Origin of the sequence: Hymenobacter swuensis DY53 (assembly GCF_000576555.1) — a bacterium.
Lineage (GTDB): Bacteria > Bacteroidota > Bacteroidia > Cytophagales > Hymenobacteraceae > Hymenobacter > Hymenobacter swuensis.
The window spans coordinates 2,571,992-2,588,940 of sequence record NZ_CP007145.1 but is presented as its reverse complement, the minus strand read 5'-3'; the positions used below and the strand labels follow the sequence as shown (position 1 = coordinate 2,588,940).

Sequence of the window (16,949 nt, the reverse complement as noted above, 5' to 3'; positions counted from 1 at the left end):
CCTGAAGCTTTAGCCAAGCAACACCCCCTAAAATGGATACCCGATGCCCAGGTTAAAGGCCGACTGGTCTTCGCGAAGGCTGAAGTTGCGGATAACCCACTTGTTGCCCGGCGCGGTGGGGTCGTAGACTTTAGTGGCAATATCGAGGCGCAGAATCAGGAAGTCGAAATCAAAGCGCAGGCCGAAGCCCGAACCCACGGCCAGCTCCCGGTAAAATCGGTTAAGCTGGAATTGGGCCCCCTCACGGCGCGGATCGGCGCGGATAACCCACACGTTGCCAAAATCCGTGAAGAAAGCCCCTTTAAAGAAGCTGTAAATCGGAAAGCGGTACTCCACGTTGCCTTCCAAGAGCAATTCCCCAGGCTGCTCCAGGTCGTAGTCGCGCACTTTCTGGCCATTAACTAGCAGGAATTCGGTGGGGTTGTTGGGGTCGTATTTGTACTGCGAATAGGACCCAACCCCCAAACGGCGTGGCTTCCAGGCCCGCACACTGGAGCTACCCCCCGCAAACAAATACTTGTCGTAGGGCACCAGAAAGGAGCGGCTGGTAGTCGGAATGCCTTCTACAATGGTCGTGACGCTGGTGGCGCTCAGGGCCGTGGCCGCCCCACCCGCCAGCCGGTACACCAAGTACGAATCGGGACCCAACTTGTGGTAGCGGCGGTAGTCGGCCGTGAACTTGCCGAAATCATAGATTTTGAGGGCGTTGCTCTTCGGGTTGTCTTGGTTGTTGATGAGGGGCTGATCTTGGTACAGACTGCGGGTGAGGCCGCCCAACTCAGCAAACAGGCGCAGGTAGCGCGCGTCGCGGGTTTCGTTGAAGTCGTTGGAGTTGTAGAGGGCGGTGGCGTTGAAGCTGGGAATGAACAGGTTATCGAAGCTGCGCAGCAGCGGGGAGCCCTGCTGAATTTCCAGGTTGCGCAGATACTGCGCAAAGTCCGGGTCAATATTCGCCGTCCGGATAATGCTCACGTCGATCGGGGTCAGCACGTACTGCAGATAGGCAGAGCGTTGCCAGAGGTAATCAAAGGTGCCCTCCACGTTCGTCCGGATATAGTCGGGCCGGTTGACGTACGTATAGGAGGCATTGAAGCGGGTGCGCGGATTATACTGGCTCAGGTAGCGGTTGCCCCGCCACGGCAGCAGAAACTGCGGCAGCACCAAGTTTACATTGCCGCCCAGCTGGGTAGTAAGTACACTTTTGCTGTCCGTATCACCCTCACCAGTATTGGTGCCAGTCAGGTTCAGCTGCCCTTCAAAGCCCGCCCGCAGGCCAAACTCCAGCACTTCGGAGCCCCCGAACACGTTGCGCACCTTAAGGCGGACGTTACCAAAGGGGCCGGGCCGGCCAGCCACGTACGTGCCGCCGAATTCGGTGGTTTCCTGGAATTTCTTGGCGGGTGAGGCATTCACGGTGGCATCCAGCAGGCCCCGAGCCGAGTCGGCCGGCGCTTCCGGGCCTCGCACGCGCCGGTACGTCACGGTGCTGAACCGGAACATATCTAGGCCCGCCAACTGCCGCTGGGTGAGCTGAGTTTTGCTCAGGCTGTACGGCTGGCCGGGGCGCACCACCAGCTTGCGGTCCAGGGACTTGGTCCCGAAGCGGTGCCGATAGGCCAGGTACTTCACCGAGTCGCGGATAATTGTGTCGCGCTGCTGGCCAAACCGCACAATGCCGGCATCTGTGATGAAACTGACGTTGCGGATGGTATAAAGTCGGTGCTGCTCGCCCCGGGTTGGCTTGCTGATAATCGTGCGCAGGCGAACCGTCGTCGGGGCAAAGCTGGTATCGGCCTCCAGCGTGACATATTGCTGGCGGAAGTCGAAATAACCCTGATTTTTCAGCAGGTTCTCGATACGGCTGCGCTCATTGCCAATTACTTCCTCATCATACTGGTTGCCCACGCGCAGCAGGCTCTGCGCCTGACTGGCCAGCACCCGGCGGGCTACGGCTGTGTCGGCAATGTCGTAATCGAGCTGGGAGTAGTTGAACGCCGGCCCTTCGTGAATCCGGTACGTCACGGTCACGCGCTGCGAATCGGTGCGGAAGGGAGACTGGAGGGCGAAGACGCGCAACGGCGCAAACCGCCGTGTTGGCACCGTATCGGTGACGGTAACAGAGCTGCGGAAAAATCCCTTCGACTTCAGAAACGTGCCCAACTGCTCGGCCGAAGTAGCCGTGAGCGAGGAATCATAAATAACCGGCGGTTCGCCCAGCCGCATAATGGCGTTGCCCTTATCCAGGGCCAGCTGATGACGGCGGACATGCCGCTCCCGCTTGGTCAGGAGCTTGCCCACTTCCGAAGAGTCGGTGCCGGCCGCCCGGATGAGCTGGTCGTACTTGGTGCGGTCGGCCTCCAGCTTGCCCTGAATGCGCTCCTGGTTATAAAATGAGCGGCCTAGCTGGTAGATGGCTACCTTTGGCAGCGGAAAGGTACTGTTAGGCTTCTGCTGCACCAGCGTTTGCAGGCGCAACGCATCGGCGTCTTTCGTGCCTTCCACCTTCACCTGGCTTAGCAGCCGCTGGCCCGGCTGCAACAGCCGCAATGGTGAGCAGGCACTTAGCCCGCCCGCCAGCAGCAGGCTGCCCAGCGCCAGTTGCGAAGGGTATTTTCCTCTAAAAAGTCCCGTTGAGGGCTGGCCGTTAATCTGCGAATATGGTTTCAAAAGCAGTAGCGAAATACGTGCACGCGCTGCACCTGAAGAAGTACCGACTCCGGCACGGGGCTTTCCTGGTAGAAGGCGGTAAAAGCGTGCGGGAGCTGCTAAGTTCCGGGATTCTAACGGAACGCCTCCTCATTACGGCGGAATTCAATGAGAAAATCCACGCGGAGCTGCCCGCCAGCCTGCCCGTGGACGTGGTGTCGGAAGAAGAACTGACCCGCCTGGGTACGCTCAGTACCAACAATACGGCCTTGGCCATTGCACGCCTGCCCGAAGAAAAACCGCTTGTGCCGGCCGCTGGCCAGCTGCTGCTGGCTCTGGATGAAGTGCGTGACCCGGGTAACGTGGGCACCCTTATCCGGCTGGCCGACTGGTACGGGCTGGCCGGCGTCATCTGCTCCGATACCTGCGCCGACCCCTGGGCACCCAAAACCGTGGCCGCCACCATGGGCTCGTTCACCCGCGTGCCGGTGTGGCAGCGCAACCTGCCCGAGTGGCTCGGCAGCCTTGCGCCGGACCTGCCCGTATACGGCGCCGACCTGCACGGCGAAAACGTGCACCGCCTTACCCTGCGCCCCACGGGTGTGCTGGTAATGGGCAGTGAAAGCCACGGCCTCACACCGCCCGTCGAAGCCTGCCTTACCCAGCGCCTGCACATCCCCGGCCGGGGCCAGGCTGAAAGTCTCAACGTGGCCGTATCGGCTGCCATTCTGCTGGATAACTTCTACCGGAATGAAATCAATTAAAAAATGAGAATTAAAGATTAAAAATGAGCCGTTGAATGATCCTAGATTGGATTCGTTCAACGGCTCATTTTTAATCTTTAATTCTCATTTTTTAATTGAGCAACGATACGCCGAAGCTCAGGGTCTGGGCCTGGGGGCCACGGTTGGTTTTAAACGTGTCGTTGAGGTTGTATTTCACGAACAGGTCGATGCCGCGGATGCCGATGAGGCCCTGCACGCCGTACTGGAAGTCTTCGAGGTTGTAGTTGCCCCGGTCCTTGTCCTTCTTGGTGTCGCCGTCTTCCTGGTACTTGATTTTGGTGTGCGAGCCCAGCCGATACCCCACGAAGCCGCCGGCCCCGATCCGGAAAGCATCCTTGCCCTTCTTGTCCTGAAAGCTGAGCATGGGCATCAGGGGCAGGTTGATGCTGGTAACGGAAAGCTTGCTCTTCTCCAGGTTGCGGCCGGTGTCGGCTTTGCGCAGCACGGTCACGCCATCATTATTGAGGAACTGGTAGTTGTTGTCGAGCATGTAGTTGTTGAAGCCCAACTCGGGGCCGGTGCGCAGGAACAACACCGAACCTTTGCGGCCCAGCCGGATATCGTAGTGCCAGTTGAGGCTGATGTAGCGGGAGGCTATGGGCCGCAGCTCAGGCGTCACACCATTAACATCAGCTCTTTTGTTGACCAGCGCGTTCAGCCCCAGGTCGATATCAAAGTTGCTGTGCACGGCGCGGTTGGCGCGCTCTTCCTGCTTGGCCTTCCGCTCGGCGTTGCGCACCGAGTCGGAGGCGGCGGTGGCACCCACCCGCACCGATACCCGGTCGTTGCCGCCGTCGGTGCTTTCATCCACCGACACCCCAAACACGCGGCCCAACGTCACGTCCACGTGGTCAGCCGATTTGGTGGCTTTTGCGCCGGTGCCCTGGTTACGCACCGTGATGCGGATCTGCTCGGGTACCTGTTTGCCAGGCTGTTCCTTGGCGGGGTAGAATTCCATGGTCACCTGCTCCGACTTGGAGTTTTTGCCGGCGGCCTCGGCCTGGGTGATGTAGCCGTCGAGCAGAACTAACAACGAATCGAGCTTGTACTGGCGCAGTTCGCGCAGCTGGGCTTTGTTCTTCACAAAAAGCGTCATGGTGGCCTGGTTGGGCAGTTTCACCACAATGGTGTCGTCGTTGGCAACGGGGGGGGCGAGGCAGGGCAGCGTTTTGGCCTGGCTGGCGGAAGCAGCACCGAGAAGCAAAGCAGCGAGGAGAACGGGGAGGCGTTTCATAACAGAAGGCGCTAGAAGCGGGAGAGTTAGAGTTGAATGACTTTGGTGAGCGTGCGACCCGCCAAGCGGGCCTGCACCGTCACCGTTTCGGGCAAGCCGGCGGCCGTGAGGCTCACCTTTTCGCCCTGCACTACGTTGCGGGCCTGCCGCAGCAACGATACCAGCCGGGGCCGGTGAGCAGGCACGACCGGGGCCGGAGCTTCGGTGGCGTTGCGTACTTCCACCTCAATGGGGCCGGTGAAGGCCACAGTGCGGGCGGGCGGTTCGGTGGGCTGGGCCAGGGGTAGTTCCGGGCGGCTGATGGCCGATTCGGCGAAGCTTTGGGCCGTTATCCGGGGTTCTGCCCCCGGCAGGGAAGCGGCTACAGCCAGTTGCTGCGGCTCAGAAGCACGAGGCCGGCTGATCCGGCGGCTTGCGGGAGCGGGGTCCGGTTGTACACCCGCGGACCGGGCTTCCGAAGCGGGCGTCGTAGTGGCCACTACGGCGGCCGGCGCAGTGGCCGGGGCTTCTGTGGGGCTAGATGGCGAGGCGGGGGAAGGGGTTGCCTGGGCCAGCGTGTTTTTTTCGGAGTTTAGTTCGGCCGGTGCCGGGGTGGGGCGGGCCGGGGTGGCCGAGGCCGGCCGGGTCGTGGTGGCGGCCATTTCAGGCCGGCCGGCGGAGCTGCCGGTGCCGCCCGTCAGCACCCACCAGGCGCCGCCCAGCAGCGTGAACAAAGCCACAGCAGCGGCAGCCAGCCACATGGCCGGCCGCCGCTTGCGGGGTTGAATTTCGGCCTCAATGGCGTCCCAGACGAAAGCGGGCGGGGTTGGGGCATGATCCGCGAGCCGGTCGCGAAACAGCTGATCAATATCTTCCGGTTGCATACAGTTCTTTGGGTGAGGAGGTGGAAGCGGGCCGGGCCTGGGCACTGGCCACCGCGAGGCGGCGCTGGAGCATGCCCCGGGCCTTGCTAAGCTGCGACTTACTGGTGCCCTCCGAAATACCGAGCAGTTCGCCGATTTCGGGGTGGGTGTAGCCCTCCAGGGCGTACAGGTTGAATACGGTGCGGTAGCCGGCGGGCAGCTCGGCCAGCAACGCCAGCATATCGGCGGCGTTGAGTTGGCTTTCTGCTTCGGCGGCAGTGGCCGGCACGTCGTAGGTCAGGTCATCGATGGCCATGTGCAGCGGCTCCTTGCGGCGCAGCATCCCCAAGGCCTCGTTCACCACAATGCGCCGGATCCAGCCTTCGAAGGAGCCCTCGTGCCGATACTGGTCGAGGGCCCGGAATACTTTGGTGAAGCCCACAATCAGGGCTTCCTCCGCGTCCTCGCGCCGGCGCAGGTAGCGCAGGCACACAGACAGCATCAGGCCCGCGAACCGCTCATACAGCAGTTTCTGGGCGCGGCTGCTGCCCTGGCGGCAGGCGGCTATCAGCTCAACATCGGTCACGGGAAAAGGCGTAAAGTTTGGTCAGCAGCAGGTCGTTTGGGGGCTAGATGGTGGCCGGGCCGCAGGGGTTGCCTGAGGACGTAAAAAAAACTGGCGACTGTATAAAATGAAAAGCTCCCGAGTAAAATGCGGGCTTCCAGCAACAATCATAAAAATTGGGTGTCTATAATATGTACCAACATACATCTTTGAGCTGTGAAAACGATGCAAGGAAAAGTTATGGTGATTACGGGTGCTGCTATGGGCCTAGGGCTGGCGGCGGCCAAAGAGTTGGCTGGCCGGGGTGCCCATTTAGTGCTGATTGACTACAATCAGCAAAGCCTGCAGGAAGCCCGACAGGCCATTGTCCGGGAATTCCCGGAGGTAGAGGTGCTGACGGTAGTGGCCGACGTATCCGATGAGGCTGCTGTTCAGCACTACGTGGACGAGGCCGTGTCCCGGTTTGGCCGTATTGATGGGTTCTATAACAACGCGGGCATTGAAGGCAAGCAGGCCTCCATTACCGAGTACGACGTAGCCATGTTCAAGAAAGTCATTGATATCAACCTGCTGGGCGTGTACTACGGCCTGCGCTACGTGCTGCCGGTTATGCAGCGGCAGGGCGGGGGACGTATCGTAAATGTGGCCTCCGTGGGCGGCATCCGGGGCGTGCTGAATCAGATGCCTTACGTGGCCAGCAAGCACGCGGTATCAGGCATGACCAAAAACGCGGCACTGGAATACGGCCGCTACGGCATTACTACCAACGCCATTGCGCCCGGCGCCATCCTCACGCCCATGGTAGCCGAGGCCTTTAAGCAGATAAACCCCACTGACCCCAAACAGGCCGAAGCCCAGTATGCCAGCAACAACCCCACACGCCGCCTGGGCCAGCCGGAAGAGGTAGCCAAGCTGGTGGCGTTTCTGCTGAGCGAAGACGCCTCTTACGTAAGTGGCCAAACCATTGCCATCGATGGCGGCGAATCCAACATGTACGGCAACGCCGAGTAAGACGTAGGCAAACCGCCGACGCAAAAAGCCGCCGTGCCTCAGGCACGGCGGCTTTTTTATTTCATGGTATAGCCCACTGGCAGCCTAATACTGCCCCACGCTCAGCATCACCAGCGTGCAGGCTTCTTCGGTTTGGATGCCGCGCTGCTGGGCCAGCTCTTCCAGCTCCGGGTTTTCGGTGCCGGGGTTGAAGATGATGCGCTTAGGGTTGAGGTCCAGAATGTAGTCGTACCAGTCGGGCTGGTTCTGGGGGCCTACGTAGAGCGTCACGGTGTCCACGCCCTCGGCGGCGGGCCGGTCGTTACGGATTTCCAGGCCGGCTACCGAGCCTTTGCGGATGCCCACCGGCACTACCTCATGGCCGTGGCTTTTGAGCTGATGTACGGCGCGGTAAGCGTAGCGGGCGGGGTTATCGGTAGCGCCCAGCACAAGGGTCTTTTTCATGAGTAGGTAGCTTAAGGTAGCGTTGCCAGCAGGTGGCCGGACAATTGATGATATGGGCTTAAACGGCTATTTCGTGCCAATGGCTGCAAAGGCGGCTTCCGCGCACCGTTCGCCATCCATGGCGGCCGATACAATGCCGCCGGCGTAGCCCGCTCCTTCGCCGCAGGGAAACAGGCCGCGCACCTCCGGGTGCTGCAGCGTGTCCCGGTCACGGGGGATGCGCACGGGGGAGGAGGTGCGGCTTTCCACGCCCACAATCTGGGCTAGGTTGGTGGCGTAACCGGGAATTTTGCGTCCGAAGTTCTGGAAGCCCTGCCGCAGCCGGTCCGCGAGGCCCGCGCCCAGCACCTCATCCATCGGCACCGATACTAGGCCGGGCTGGTAGCTGGTTTCCAGCAGGGAGGCGGAGGTTTTCTTTTTCAGGAAGTCGCCCAAAAGCTGGGCGGGGGCCAGTTGGGTGTTGCCGGCCAGCTGGCAGGCGCGCTGCTCAATTGCCTGCTGAAAGCGCAGGCCGGCCAGCGCCCCGTGCTGGCGTACATCCATATCCTCTAGTTCCACGGCTGCCACAATACCCGAGTTGGCGAAGCGCGAGTCGCGGCGGCTGGGGCTCATGCCGTTCACCACCACCTCGCCGGGAGCCGTGGCGGCGGGCACGATAAAGCCGCCCGGGCACATACAGAACGAGAACACGCCCCGTTGCCGCTGCTGCCACTGCGTCTGGTGCACCAGGGAGTAGGAGGCGGCCGGCAGTTCACCCCGGTCCTGACGGCGGTACTGGGCCTGGTCGATGAGCTGCTGGGGGTGCTCCACGCGCACGCCCAAAGCAAACGGCTTGGCCTCGATGAGCACGCCGCGCCGGTGCAGCAGTTCGTAGATGTCGCGGGCCGAGTGGCCGGTGGCCAGCACTACGGCATCGGCCGTCAGCTCCTCGCCGGTGCTCGTGACCACGCCGCGCAGGTGCTGGCCGGTCAAAACTAGGTCATCTACGCGGGTATCGAAGCGCACCTCGCCGCCGGCCGCCAGTACCGAATCGCGCAGGGCAGCTACCACGGAGGGCAACTTGTTGGTGCCGATGTGGGGGTGGGCATCTACCAGAATATCGGAGGTGGCGCCGTGCTGCACCAGAATCCGCAGGATGCGCTGGATGTCGCCGCGCTTGGTGGAGCGGGTGTAGAGCTTGCCGTCGGAGTAGGTACCGGCCCCACCTTCGCCGAAGCAATAGTTAGAATCCGGATTCACCACGTGGTCTTTGTTGAGGGCGGCCAGGTCGCGGCGGCGGGTGCGCACGTCTTTGCCGCGCTCCAGCACAATGGGTTTGATACCCAGCTCAATGGCCCGCAGCGCGGCAAACAGCCCGGCCGGGCCAGCGCCCACAATCAGTACCGAGCGGGTGGCCTGGCTGACGTTGGGGTATTGGAACCAGGGGCCGAACAGGTCGGCTGGCGGGACCGTGCGGTAGATGTCGGCGCGCAGACGCACCAGCGGCTGGCGGCCCCGGGCATCAATGGAGCGTTTGCGCAGATGCACAAAATCGGCCTGGCCGGGCACGAGGCCGGCGGCATCGAGCAGGGCGCGGTAGCGGGCCAGCTCATCGTAGGCTACCTCCGGGGGCAGCAGTAGCTCAAGTTCCTGGGGAAGGGACATGGAGTAAATGGGGGTGAAAGGGAGTTAGCCTCTGAACCGGTACTGGAATCAAGGAAGCGCAAAGATACGCGGCCCCGCCACACGCCGCCGCCCCGACTGCAGGCCGGTCCTAAACCAACGTGGTTCAGGGCCGGCCTGCAGTCGGGGCGGCAGGTACAGGAGCAGCAGGCGGGGCTAGTGGCTGGTGTGGCCGTTGCTGTTCGGGGTAGTCTGGTTTTTGCCCGAGCCCGAGCCCTGGAGGCGGGGCCAGAATTCCTCCATGGCCTCGTTAAACAGCATCAGTGTCTGAGTGCGCACTTCGCCTGAAGGGTGGCGCAGCAGGTTGCCCAGCAGGTGCCGGTACATTTCGGTGGTTACTTCCAGCCCTTTGGCGCTGATGAGGCCGTGGTGAAGCAGGTCGCAGTTAGCGGCCACTGAGTTTGCCATAGAATCGGTTAAATCTTCGCGGGCTTGGTCTGCTTCCCGGAACGACTGTTCCAGGCGGGCATTCATCTGCGGGGTGTAGTCCTTTTCAGAAGCCATATCTAGGATGAGACAAAGGGGGAATGGCAGGCAAAACCACGGGCGGGGTCGGAATAGTTCAGCTCAATCCGAAAAAATCTTGTTTACGTCTTATTTACGGCTCAGTTGCCCCGCCAGACTGCCGCCGGGGGTAGTACTAACGGTACAGATGGGGTACCACTTTGGCTGTGAAACCGGCTCAGACAGTCGTAGCGGGCAGAATGCGCACGGGCCGCTTGTTTTCATCCACCGCCACGAAGGTGAACAGGCCCGAAACGGCTCGGTGGCGCTCCTCGGAGTACATCTGCTCTACGAACAGCTCCACCCGCACTTTCAGGCTGGTATTGCCTACATGTTCTACCCGCCCGATCAGCTCAACAAGCGTACCGCCGGGAATGGGGTGGGTGAAATCGACCTTGTCGGAGGATACCGTCACCATTTTGAGGCGCGAGAAGCGGGTGGCCGTGATGAAGGCCACCTCGTCCATCATGTGCAGGGTGGTGCCCCCGAACAGGGTGTCGTAGTGGTTGGTGGTGTTGGGAAATACAGCCTTGAAGATGCGCGTTTCGGCGCGCGTGATTTTTTCGGCAAGCGTGGACATGGAAACTGGAAAAAGGTGGATGAATGCACTTTCCCGGCCCGTTTTGGCGGCCTCGTACGTTTCCCGTAGTAGCTCCTCGCTGACTGCCACGCCCCCGGCTGCGCTGCGCCCGGGCATAGGTTTCCCGGGTTGCGGGCCGGAAAAGCGGCCGGCCGTGGCAGCACCCAACAAGGCTCTCAGGTCGCGAAGAAGCCTCATCATCAAAAGCGGCAGGCAGGTCTCCTGACTCAGGCCCGACTCCCCGCCCTTCTCACCGGCCCGGGGGCGGTAATGGGCTGCGTGGGGAAGCCGTTGCCACCGGGGTGGCGGGCCATTACAGTAGCGCGTCTGTCCGGGAGTTGCACCCGGTTCCCTTTTCGGGCCCTGCCAACCAGCCGGGCCACCTGCCGCTCGTCTGACTGAAAAAACAGACAAAGAACGTGGCCGCAAAGTACGCACAGATTCGGAAGCGGCTTCGGGGCGAAAAAAGAACTGTTCAGGGCCGGAGCCGCTGTGATGCTACTGGGCAGAAGGCGTACTTTGCGCTCTGGGGATATGCCTTTCTACAGTAACAAGTGGTAATGATTCGGATTTCAAGGCCGTTTTACTCAGGTTGTCAGACGTGCGGTGTTCAGCTGCCGGGAAATCATGGCTCGGCGGCGTATAAAAACCGCAGGAGTGCCACAGCAGCTACCGTGTCAGGAAGTTTTAGTGAATAGTAACGGCATGCCAAAGTTGGTAGAAACCCTGGCCATAGGAGCGTATTATCGTTCGGGAAAATTATCTCAGCACCTGTTGTGGCTGGCCTGCGGGGCGGGCGTAGCCGGGCTGCTGGCCTCCCGCGCCCTGATTGCTTTGAGCCCGGTGGTAGGCGTACTGGCCGTGCTGGCTAACCCCCAGCTGCGCCAGACGGCCGCCCGCTGCTGGCATAACGGGGCCCTGCTGCGGGCGGTGGCACTGGTGGCGTTCCTGCTGCTAAGCGGGCTCTATACCAGCGAGTGGGCGGTGTGGCGGCATGAGCTGTTCCGAAGCCTGACGTGGCTGGGCGTGCCGCTGGCTTTCACGCTGGCCGTTCCGCTGAGCGGGCGGCAGCGGCGGGCAGTAGGAGCACTGTTTGTACTGAGTACAGCCGCCGTGGCCCTGGCTACGCTGGTGAAGTATCTGCTGGACCCCGTCAGTGCCGATGCCGCCATCAACGTGGGCCACAACGTGCAGGCTATTACCGGGGTGTTTCACATTGCCTTCGGAACCATGCTGGCGCAGGCATTTTTCTGGGGGTTACTGCTGCGGCGCGAGCAACAGGTGGGGCCTCTGGGGCGGGCGGTATTGCTGGCGGCGGCGGCCGTTATCGTGCTGACGCTGCATGTGCTGGCCTACCGCACGGGGCTGCTGGTGCTGTACGCCGGGCTGCTGGCCTACGCCATCCGGCTGCTGCTGCGGAAGCACGTTGCGTTCGGGGTGGGGCTGCTGGTGCTGCTGGCTCTGGGGCCGTGGGTGGCGTTTCAAACGCTCCATTCCGTGCAGCGGCGGGTAGAGTCCACCTCCTGGGACATCAAGCAGTACGTGCAGGGAAACGATATCAACGACTACTCCCTGGCCCGGCGGCTGGCGGCGGTGGAAACGGCCGCCAGCATCATCCGGCGCAACTGGCTGGTGGGCGTAGGCCCGGCCGATGCTTACGCGGCCATGTTGGACGAATACCGCTGGAAAAACTTCGGGCTGCGGCCGGCCAACTGGGTGAACGTGCATAACCAGTACCTGAGTGCGCTGGTCGGGGGCGGGCTGGTGGGACTGGCCATCTGGCTGAGTATCCTGTTCTGGCCCCTGCGCCACCGCAGTGCCCGGCGCAACCCCTACATCGTTTTATTTATCCTGACCCAGGCCACCGTAATGATGGTAGCGGATATGCTGAGCCTGCAGATCGGGCTGAACCTGTTCGTGTTTGGCTACGGCTTTTTGGTAGTAGCCGCCGAAACCAACCGCCTGCGGGCGGCCCCGAAGTTGCCGGATTAAGCTATTCTTGCGCAGGACGCCTTCCCGGCGTGGCCGCCGCCCAATATTCTGCTACCCAATTTGTCCTGCTTTATGCCGCACGTCACCACGTCCCGCACCATGGCCTCACGCATCCGGTCCATTTTCAGCGGCTCGGTGGGCAACCTGGTAGAGTGGTACGACTGGTATGTGTACTCGGCCTTTGCCCTGTATTTCGCTCCCGCTTTCTTTCCCAAAGGCAACCTTACGGCGCAGCTGCTCAACTCGGCGGCCATTTTTGCGGTGGGCTTTCTGATGCGGCCGCTGGGCGGCTGGCTCATGGGCGTGTACGCCGACCGGGCCGGGCGCAAGGCCGCCCTGCTGGCCTCGGTGCTGCTGATGTGCGGCGGGTCGTTGCTGATTGCCCTCACGCCCTCGTACAGCCAGATTGGGGTAGCCGCCCCGGTCCTGCTGGTGCTGGCCCGGCTGCTGCAGGGCCTGAGCGTAGGAGGGGAGTACGGTACCTCGGCCACCTACCTCAGCGAAATGGCGGACGCCAAAAACCGGGGTTTCTTCTCCAGTTTTCAATACGTTACGCTGATTGCCGGCCAGTTGCTGGCATTGTTGGTGCAATTGGGTTTGCAGCAGTTTCTCACGCCGGCCGAGCTGTACGCCTGGGGCTGGCGCGTGCCGTTTGCCATTGGGGCCGCCGCCGCGCTGGTGGCCCTGTATCTGCGCCGCACGATGGAAGAAACCGATGCTTTCGAGCGGGAAGCTGCCCCGGCCCGGACTGCCGGCCGGCCCGGCCAACTGCGGATACTGCTGCAGCATCCGCGCGAGGTGCTTACGGTAATCGGCCTCACCCTGGGCGGCACGGTGGTGTTCTATACGTTTACTACCTACGTGCAGAAGTTCCTGGTGAATACTACTGGCTTCACCAAAGGCCAGGCCACCCTGGTGTCATTTGGGGCTTTGGGCGTGGCTATCCTGTTTCAGCCACTGATGGGCGCGCTGTCGGACCGGATTGGGCGGCGACCGGTGCTGCTGTTTTTTGGCGTGGGGGCCACCCTGCTCACCGTACCGCTGCTTACAGCCCTGGGCCAGGCTGGTAGTCCCGGCGCGGCCTTTGGGCTGCTGCTGGTGGCGCTGGTAGTGGTAAGCGGCTATACCTCCATCAATGCCGTGGTAAAAGCCGAGCTGTTCCCGACTGAAATCCGGGCCCTGGGAGTCGGGTTGCCCTACGCCCTCACGGTGGCCGTCTTTGGGGGCTCCGCCGAATACCTGGCTCTGCTGGCCAAAGACCACGGCGTGGAAACCTGGTTCTACTGGTACGTGACGACCTGCGCGGCCGTGTCGCTGCTGGTGTACTGGCGCATGGCCGACACCCGCACCACTTCCCGCATGAGCCCGGAATAGGCCGTTGGGTAGTTATTGAATGGTGATGGTATCGGTGATGGTTTTGGTGACGTTGGGGAAATTAAGAATGTACTGGCCCGGCTGCGTGGCAACAAACTGGTAGGTGCCCTGATAGTCAGCTGCCACCTGGGGGCAGGTGCAGCCTTCGTAGCGGACGGTGGGTGCGAGGTATACTTTGTTGGCTTCGCGCTGCTCACGCAGTTCCTTGAACTGGCCGCATCCATTGATGATGCTCACCGTGTAGGTAACGGCTACGGGAGTGCCGACTTTGCCGGTTTTGGCCCCACCTACCACCGCCACAGAACCCACTACTTCCTGAGAGCAGGAACTGTCATCGGCATCAGACAGACAGGAGGTGATGCTCAGCCCCAGGAAAACGGCGGCGAAAAGGCGGCTGGAAGAAGTGAAAATGGCTTTCATAAGAGGTTTGGAAAGAGCGAAAAAACTAAGACCTAGCAAGGGCCGCCTCCGGGAGGAGGCCGGTTGAAGGCAAAAGGTTGCCCGACAAAAGTAACCTAACCTCTAACTTGGGGTATAATTATTGATAGGCTAACTTTCTGGTCCTGCGCCCGGGCTGCTGCCCGGCCCCTTATTTCGTTTCTGCCTCCCATGCCCCCTACCCGTACACGTCTGGTGCGTTTCCCGGTTTTTCTGTTGCTGCTGCTCTTCCTGGGGCCGCTGACGGCCTGCTCCGAGCAGGAGAAACCGGCAGATAAGCCCGGCCGCCCCAGTCCGCCCGCTACCCTTACCACCAGGGTGCCCGGCGGGGCTATGCTTACCATCAGTTACAGTCGTCCTTCAGCCAAGGAGCGCAAAGTATTTGGCGGCCTGGTACCTTATGGACAAGTATGGCGCACGGGAGCCAATGAAGCCACTACGTTTACCATCAACCAGGATGTGACAGTGCAGGGCCAGCCGCTGCCCGCAGGCAAATACGCGCTGTTTACCATTCCCGCCGAAAAGGAATGGACCATCATCTTCAACAAAACGGCCACTCAGTGGGGTGCCTACGAGTATCAGGAGGCTGATGACGTACTGCGCGTGCAGGCCCAGCCCGGAGTTAGCCCCCAGCCGTTGGAGCGGTTTACCATCACCACCAATACAACTGGTCAGGTTACGCTGGCCTGGGAGAAAACCCGGGTGCAGTTTGTGGTGAAGTAAGATGAATTACCGGCCGCTGCGGCATACTGATGGAAGGCCTGCTTAGCGTTTGTAACGCGCGCCCTGCTGAAGTTCTCCCAGAATCTGGGAGCCGACCCGGAACTTAACCGGAAGGGTGATTTTTTCCTGCTCGGAAGGTAAATCCACCTCAAAATGCAAATGTGGGCCGGATGACCAGCCGGTGTTGCCACTGTAGCCAATGGGTGCCCCGGCCGCTACCTGCTGCCCGGGCTGCACCAGGCTGCCATTCTGTTTGAAATGAACGTAGGTGGCGTAGGTGCCATCTTCGTGAAAGAGGATGATGTAGTTGCCCATATCCTTGCAACTGGCAGTAGGGCAGCCGGTGTTGGAATCCTGCTTGATTTCGGCAACGATACCCGCCCGGGCCGCGCAAACTATGCTGCCTTCGGGCATGCTGAAATCGACGGCCAGTTTATTGAGATGAGAGAAGGCCCCATTATTGCCTTGCATCACCGCATACTCCTGACCTGCTGCAAAGGGCAGGTCATATACGTAATCTGCGGTTGGCGTGACGGAAAGGGTATTGCCCAGGTAGTAGCGGTAGTTGTAGGTATACCGGTACGGCTGCCCTACGGGAGTAAGCCGGGTCAGGGTCAGCTTCTTTTTGGCCGGTTCTATGACTTTGCGCAGGGGTAGCTCGGTACTGGGCTCCATGTTTTGCAGAGTGCAGGTCAACACCAGCGTGTAAGGGATACTGCTGATGTTTTTGGCCTCCAGAATCACCCCCGAGCCTTTGTAATCAGTGGCCGTTATCAACACCGGTTTTTGCTGGGCAAAAGCAGTAGTGCTTATGCCCGAGAGGAATAGCAGAGAGGATAGCCGCACAGGAAATCAGGATAAACGTTGAATGAAATAGCCGCCCAGCTTACTCGCCACCCAGCACGCTTTCTACCCAGCCTTTGCCCCAGTCTTCCAGCTCTTGAGCATTCCAGAGGGTGGGGTAGAAGATGCGGCGCTGGAACTTGGGAGGCAGGTACTGCTTCCAGTTGGTGCCGCCGGTAGCGGCAATGGCGTCGGGGTGGCGCTCCAGGTAGCGCACCGCCGATTTGTAGTGCATCAGGGGCCAGTTTACGTTCACATTTACATCCAACTGCTTGAGCTGGTGCAGCAGGCGCGGATGCTCCCGGCCCTCGGGGCCGGCGGGCAGGCGCTGCACTACGGCCCACAGGTTGCGGTGCTCAAAGGCGCGGGCGTGCTCCAGCAGGCGGCCGGCATACTTCTTCTCGAACTCCACCAGGGTGAGGGCCTTGGCTCCGGTTTCCACCACCGTGGCCCCCGATTTCCAGTAGATGCAGCCCAGCAGCTCGTCGTGGGCGGCGGCCTCGCCCAGCAGGCGGCGCTGCTCCTCGGGCACGAGGTTGGTGAGGGCCGTGCTGGCCAGCTCAATCATGCGGTACTGCACGCTCTGGAAGCCCGAGGCCGGCATCAGGGCCATCCGGAACTCCAGAAACTGCTGCTTGTCCATGCCGTCCACCATCACGTCGAACGAGTCGATCAGGTTCTCAAAGTAGCGGTTAATGCGGCCCACGCGCAGTACTACTTCCTTAAGGGTCGGCTCCGTCAGGTCGCCCAGCTGCTCGTATTCGCAGAGGCAGAGCTTGAAGTACAGCTCCGTAATCTGGTGGTAGATGATAAAAATCCGCTCGTCGGGAATGTTCGTGAGCGGGTGTTGCAGGCTCAGCAGGGTATCCAGCTGGATATAGTCCCAATAGCCCAGGTAGCGGGTGTGGTAGAGTCCTTCGAGGTAGGCGGCCAGGTCCTGGTCGTCGGCGGCGTAGCGTTGCTGCAGGCGGCGCAGCTGCTCCAGCACGGCCGGCGTCAGCTCGGGTTGCGGGGCGGTCATAGGCAAGGTGGAAAGGAGGGTGGCGGCTGCAAAGATGGGAGTTTAATGTGGGAAGGGAATGCAGTTTGAATGTGGGAAATATGGTGTGGAATGGGTCATTGCGAGCGAAGCGAAGCAATCTATCCTCCACGCAGTCACAAACCCTGTGCAGCGGACGGCCCATGCGTTAGGGTTTCAGAATAGGTCAAGGCTGCTGGCTTCGAAGAAGGACGGATTGCTTCGCTCCGCTCGCAATGACCCATTCCGCACATTCCATCCGCATTCCAAACCACATTTATCACATTC

General features: G+C 61.1%; 16 protein-coding genes and 1 riboswitch. Of the genes, 5 read left to right on the top strand and 11 right to left on the bottom strand.

Annotated features, from left to right (window positions below; translation table 11 throughout):
* Positions 1-27 precede the first annotated feature (27 nt).
* Positions 28-2,667, bottom strand: coding sequence for a translocation and assembly module lipoprotein TamL (tamL, locus tag HSW_RS12455; protein ID WP_155832954.1), 2,640 nt, complete (start codon positions 2,665-2,667; stop codon positions 28-30).
* On the opposite strand from tamL, the gene HSW_RS12450 reads away from it, so the two are divergent.
* A complete protein-coding gene (locus tag HSW_RS12450) occupies positions 2,658-3,410 on the top strand; it encodes a TrmH family RNA methyltransferase (RefSeq protein ID WP_044004637.1) in 753 nt (250 codons plus the stop codon). The two genes, tamL and HSW_RS12450, sit on opposite strands and share 10 nt — an antisense overlap.
* Positions 3,411-3,501: 91 nt before the next feature.
* Here HSW_RS12450 and HSW_RS12445 read toward each other — a convergent pair whose 3' ends face one another.
* The 3 genes from HSW_RS12445 to HSW_RS12435 are packed head-to-tail and all read right to left on the bottom strand — an operon-like array spanning position 3,502 to position 6,093.
* Positions 3,502-4,665 (bottom strand): outer membrane beta-barrel protein, encoded by a 1,164-nt coding sequence (locus tag HSW_RS12445; RefSeq protein WP_044002197.1) that lies wholly within the window; start codon positions 4,663-4,665, stop codon positions 3,502-3,504.
* A gap of 26 nt (positions 4,666-4,691) precedes the next feature.
* The gene (locus tag HSW_RS12440) at positions 4,692-5,528 is read right to left on the bottom strand and encodes a hypothetical protein (RefSeq protein WP_044002196.1); all 837 of its coding nucleotides are present in this window, start codon (positions 5,526-5,528) and stop codon (positions 4,692-4,694) included.
* Positions 5,509-6,093, bottom strand: coding sequence for an RNA polymerase sigma factor (locus HSW_RS12435; RefSeq protein WP_044002195.1), 585 nt, complete (start codon positions 6,091-6,093; stop codon positions 5,509-5,511). The genes HSW_RS12440 and HSW_RS12435 overlap by 20 nt, the downstream gene beginning before the upstream one ends.
* Before the next feature lie 204 nt (positions 6,094-6,297).
* Here HSW_RS12435 and HSW_RS12430 point away from each other — a divergent pair, with 204 nt between their 5' ends.
* Positions 6,298-7,083: a glucose 1-dehydrogenase gene (locus HSW_RS12430; protein ID WP_231501405.1), complete on the top strand. Its 786-nt coding sequence runs from the start codon at positions 6,298-6,300 to the stop codon at positions 7,081-7,083.
* 84 nt (positions 7,084-7,167) lie between these two features.
* Here the strand turns inward: HSW_RS12430 and HSW_RS12425 are convergent, their stop codons facing one another.
* From HSW_RS12425 to HSW_RS12410, 4 genes are all read right to left on the bottom strand, one after another.
* A complete protein-coding gene (locus HSW_RS12425; protein WP_044002193.1) occupies positions 7,168-7,527 on the bottom strand; it encodes a CoA-binding protein in 360 nt (119 codons plus the stop codon).
* A gap of 66 nt (positions 7,528-7,593) precedes the next feature.
* The gene (locus tag HSW_RS12420) at positions 7,594-9,171 is read right to left on the bottom strand and encodes an NAD(P)/FAD-dependent oxidoreductase (protein ID WP_044002192.1); all 1,578 of its coding nucleotides are present in this window, start codon (positions 9,169-9,171) and stop codon (positions 7,594-7,596) included.
* A 174-nt stretch (positions 9,172-9,345) separates the two neighbouring features.
* The gene (locus HSW_RS12415) at positions 9,346-9,693 is read right to left on the bottom strand and encodes a hypothetical protein (RefSeq protein WP_044002191.1); all 348 of its coding nucleotides are present in this window, start codon (positions 9,691-9,693) and stop codon (positions 9,346-9,348) included.
* Between the two features lie 178 nt (positions 9,694-9,871).
* On the bottom strand, positions 9,872-10,273 hold the full coding sequence (locus tag HSW_RS12410; RefSeq protein WP_044004635.1) for an acyl-CoA thioesterase: 402 nt from the start codon (positions 10,271-10,273) through the stop codon (positions 9,872-9,874).
* Between the two features lie 195 nt (positions 10,274-10,468).
* Positions 10,469-10,675: riboswitch (cobalamin riboswitch) on the bottom strand.
* 303 nt (positions 10,676-10,978) lie between these two features.
* Here HSW_RS12410 and HSW_RS12405 point away from each other — a divergent pair.
* Both HSW_RS12405 and HSW_RS12400 read left to right on the top strand, forming a co-directional pair.
* Positions 10,979-12,265: an O-antigen ligase family protein gene (locus HSW_RS12405; RefSeq protein ID WP_155832953.1), complete on the top strand. Its 1,287-nt coding sequence runs from the start codon at positions 10,979-10,981 to the stop codon at positions 12,263-12,265.
* A 72-nt stretch (positions 12,266-12,337) separates the two neighbouring features.
* Positions 12,338-13,639 (top strand): MFS transporter, encoded by a 1,302-nt coding sequence (locus tag HSW_RS12400; RefSeq protein ID WP_044002189.1) that lies wholly within the window; start codon positions 12,338-12,340, stop codon positions 13,637-13,639.
* A gap of 12 nt (positions 13,640-13,651) precedes the next feature.
* On the opposite strand, the gene HSW_RS12395 is transcribed toward HSW_RS12400, so the two are convergent.
* On the bottom strand, positions 13,652-14,059 hold the full coding sequence (locus HSW_RS12395) for a hypothetical protein (RefSeq protein WP_044002188.1): 408 nt from the start codon (positions 14,057-14,059) through the stop codon (positions 13,652-13,654).
* Between the two features lie 189 nt (positions 14,060-14,248).
* Here HSW_RS12395 and HSW_RS12390 point away from each other — a divergent pair, with 189 nt between their 5' ends.
* Positions 14,249-14,800 (top strand): DUF2911 domain-containing protein, encoded by a 552-nt coding sequence (locus tag HSW_RS12390; protein ID WP_052346395.1) that lies wholly within the window; start codon positions 14,249-14,251, stop codon positions 14,798-14,800.
* A gap of 42 nt (positions 14,801-14,842) precedes the next feature.
* On the opposite strand, the gene HSW_RS25090 is transcribed toward HSW_RS12390, so the two are convergent.
* Positions 14,843-15,646 carry a M23 family metallopeptidase gene (locus HSW_RS25090; RefSeq protein ID WP_052346394.1) on the bottom strand — a complete coding sequence of 268 codons (804 nt, stop codon included), beginning with the start codon at positions 15,644-15,646 and terminating at the stop codon, positions 14,843-14,845.
* Between the two features lie 40 nt (positions 15,647-15,686).
* On the bottom strand, positions 15,687-16,664 hold the full coding sequence (locus tag HSW_RS12380) for a tryptophan 2,3-dioxygenase family protein (RefSeq protein ID WP_044002187.1): 978 nt from the start codon (positions 16,662-16,664) through the stop codon (positions 15,687-15,689).
* Positions 16,665-16,949: the final 285 nt, after the last annotated feature.

Coding starts and splice junctions, on each gene's coding strand:
- HSW_RS12450 (WP_044004637.1), top strand. CDS start 2,658: ATGGTTTCAAAAGCAGTAGCGAAATACGTGCACGCGCTGCACCTGAAG.
- HSW_RS12445 (WP_044002197.1), bottom strand. CDS start 4,665: ATGAAACGCCTCCCCGTTCTCCTCGCTGCTTTGCTTCTCGGTGCTGCT.
- HSW_RS12440 (WP_044002196.1), bottom strand. CDS start 5,528: ATGCAACCGGAAGATATTGATCAGCTGTTTCGCGACCGGCTCGCGGAT.
- HSW_RS12430 (WP_231501405.1), top strand. CDS start 6,298: ATGCAAGGAAAAGTTATGGTGATTACGGGTGCTGCTATGGGCCTAGGG.
- HSW_RS12425 (WP_044002193.1), bottom strand. CDS start 7,527: ATGAAAAAGACCCTTGTGCTGGGCGCTACCGATAACCCCGCCCGCTAC.
- HSW_RS12420 (WP_044002192.1), bottom strand. CDS start 9,171: ATGTCCCTTCCCCAGGAACTTGAGCTACTGCTGCCCCCGGAGGTAGCC.
- HSW_RS12415 (WP_044002191.1), bottom strand. CDS start 9,693: ATGGCTTCTGAAAAGGACTACACCCCGCAGATGAATGCCCGCCTGGAA.
- HSW_RS12410 (WP_044004635.1), bottom strand. CDS start 10,273: ATGTCCACGCTTGCCGAAAAAATCACGCGCGCCGAAACGCGCATCTTC.
- HSW_RS12405 (WP_155832953.1), top strand. CDS start 10,979: ATGCCAAAGTTGGTAGAAACCCTGGCCATAGGAGCGTATTATCGTTCG.
- HSW_RS12400 (WP_044002189.1), top strand. CDS start 12,338: ATGCCGCACGTCACCACGTCCCGCACCATGGCCTCACGCATCCGGTCC.
- HSW_RS12395 (WP_044002188.1), bottom strand. CDS start 14,059: ATGAAAGCCATTTTCACTTCTTCCAGCCGCCTTTTCGCCGCCGTTTTC.
- HSW_RS12390 (WP_052346395.1), top strand. CDS start 14,249: ATGCCCCCTACCCGTACACGTCTGGTGCGTTTCCCGGTTTTTCTGTTG.
- HSW_RS12380 (WP_044002187.1), bottom strand. CDS start 16,664: ATGACCGCCCCGCAACCCGAGCTGACGCCGGCCGTGCTGGAGCAGCTG.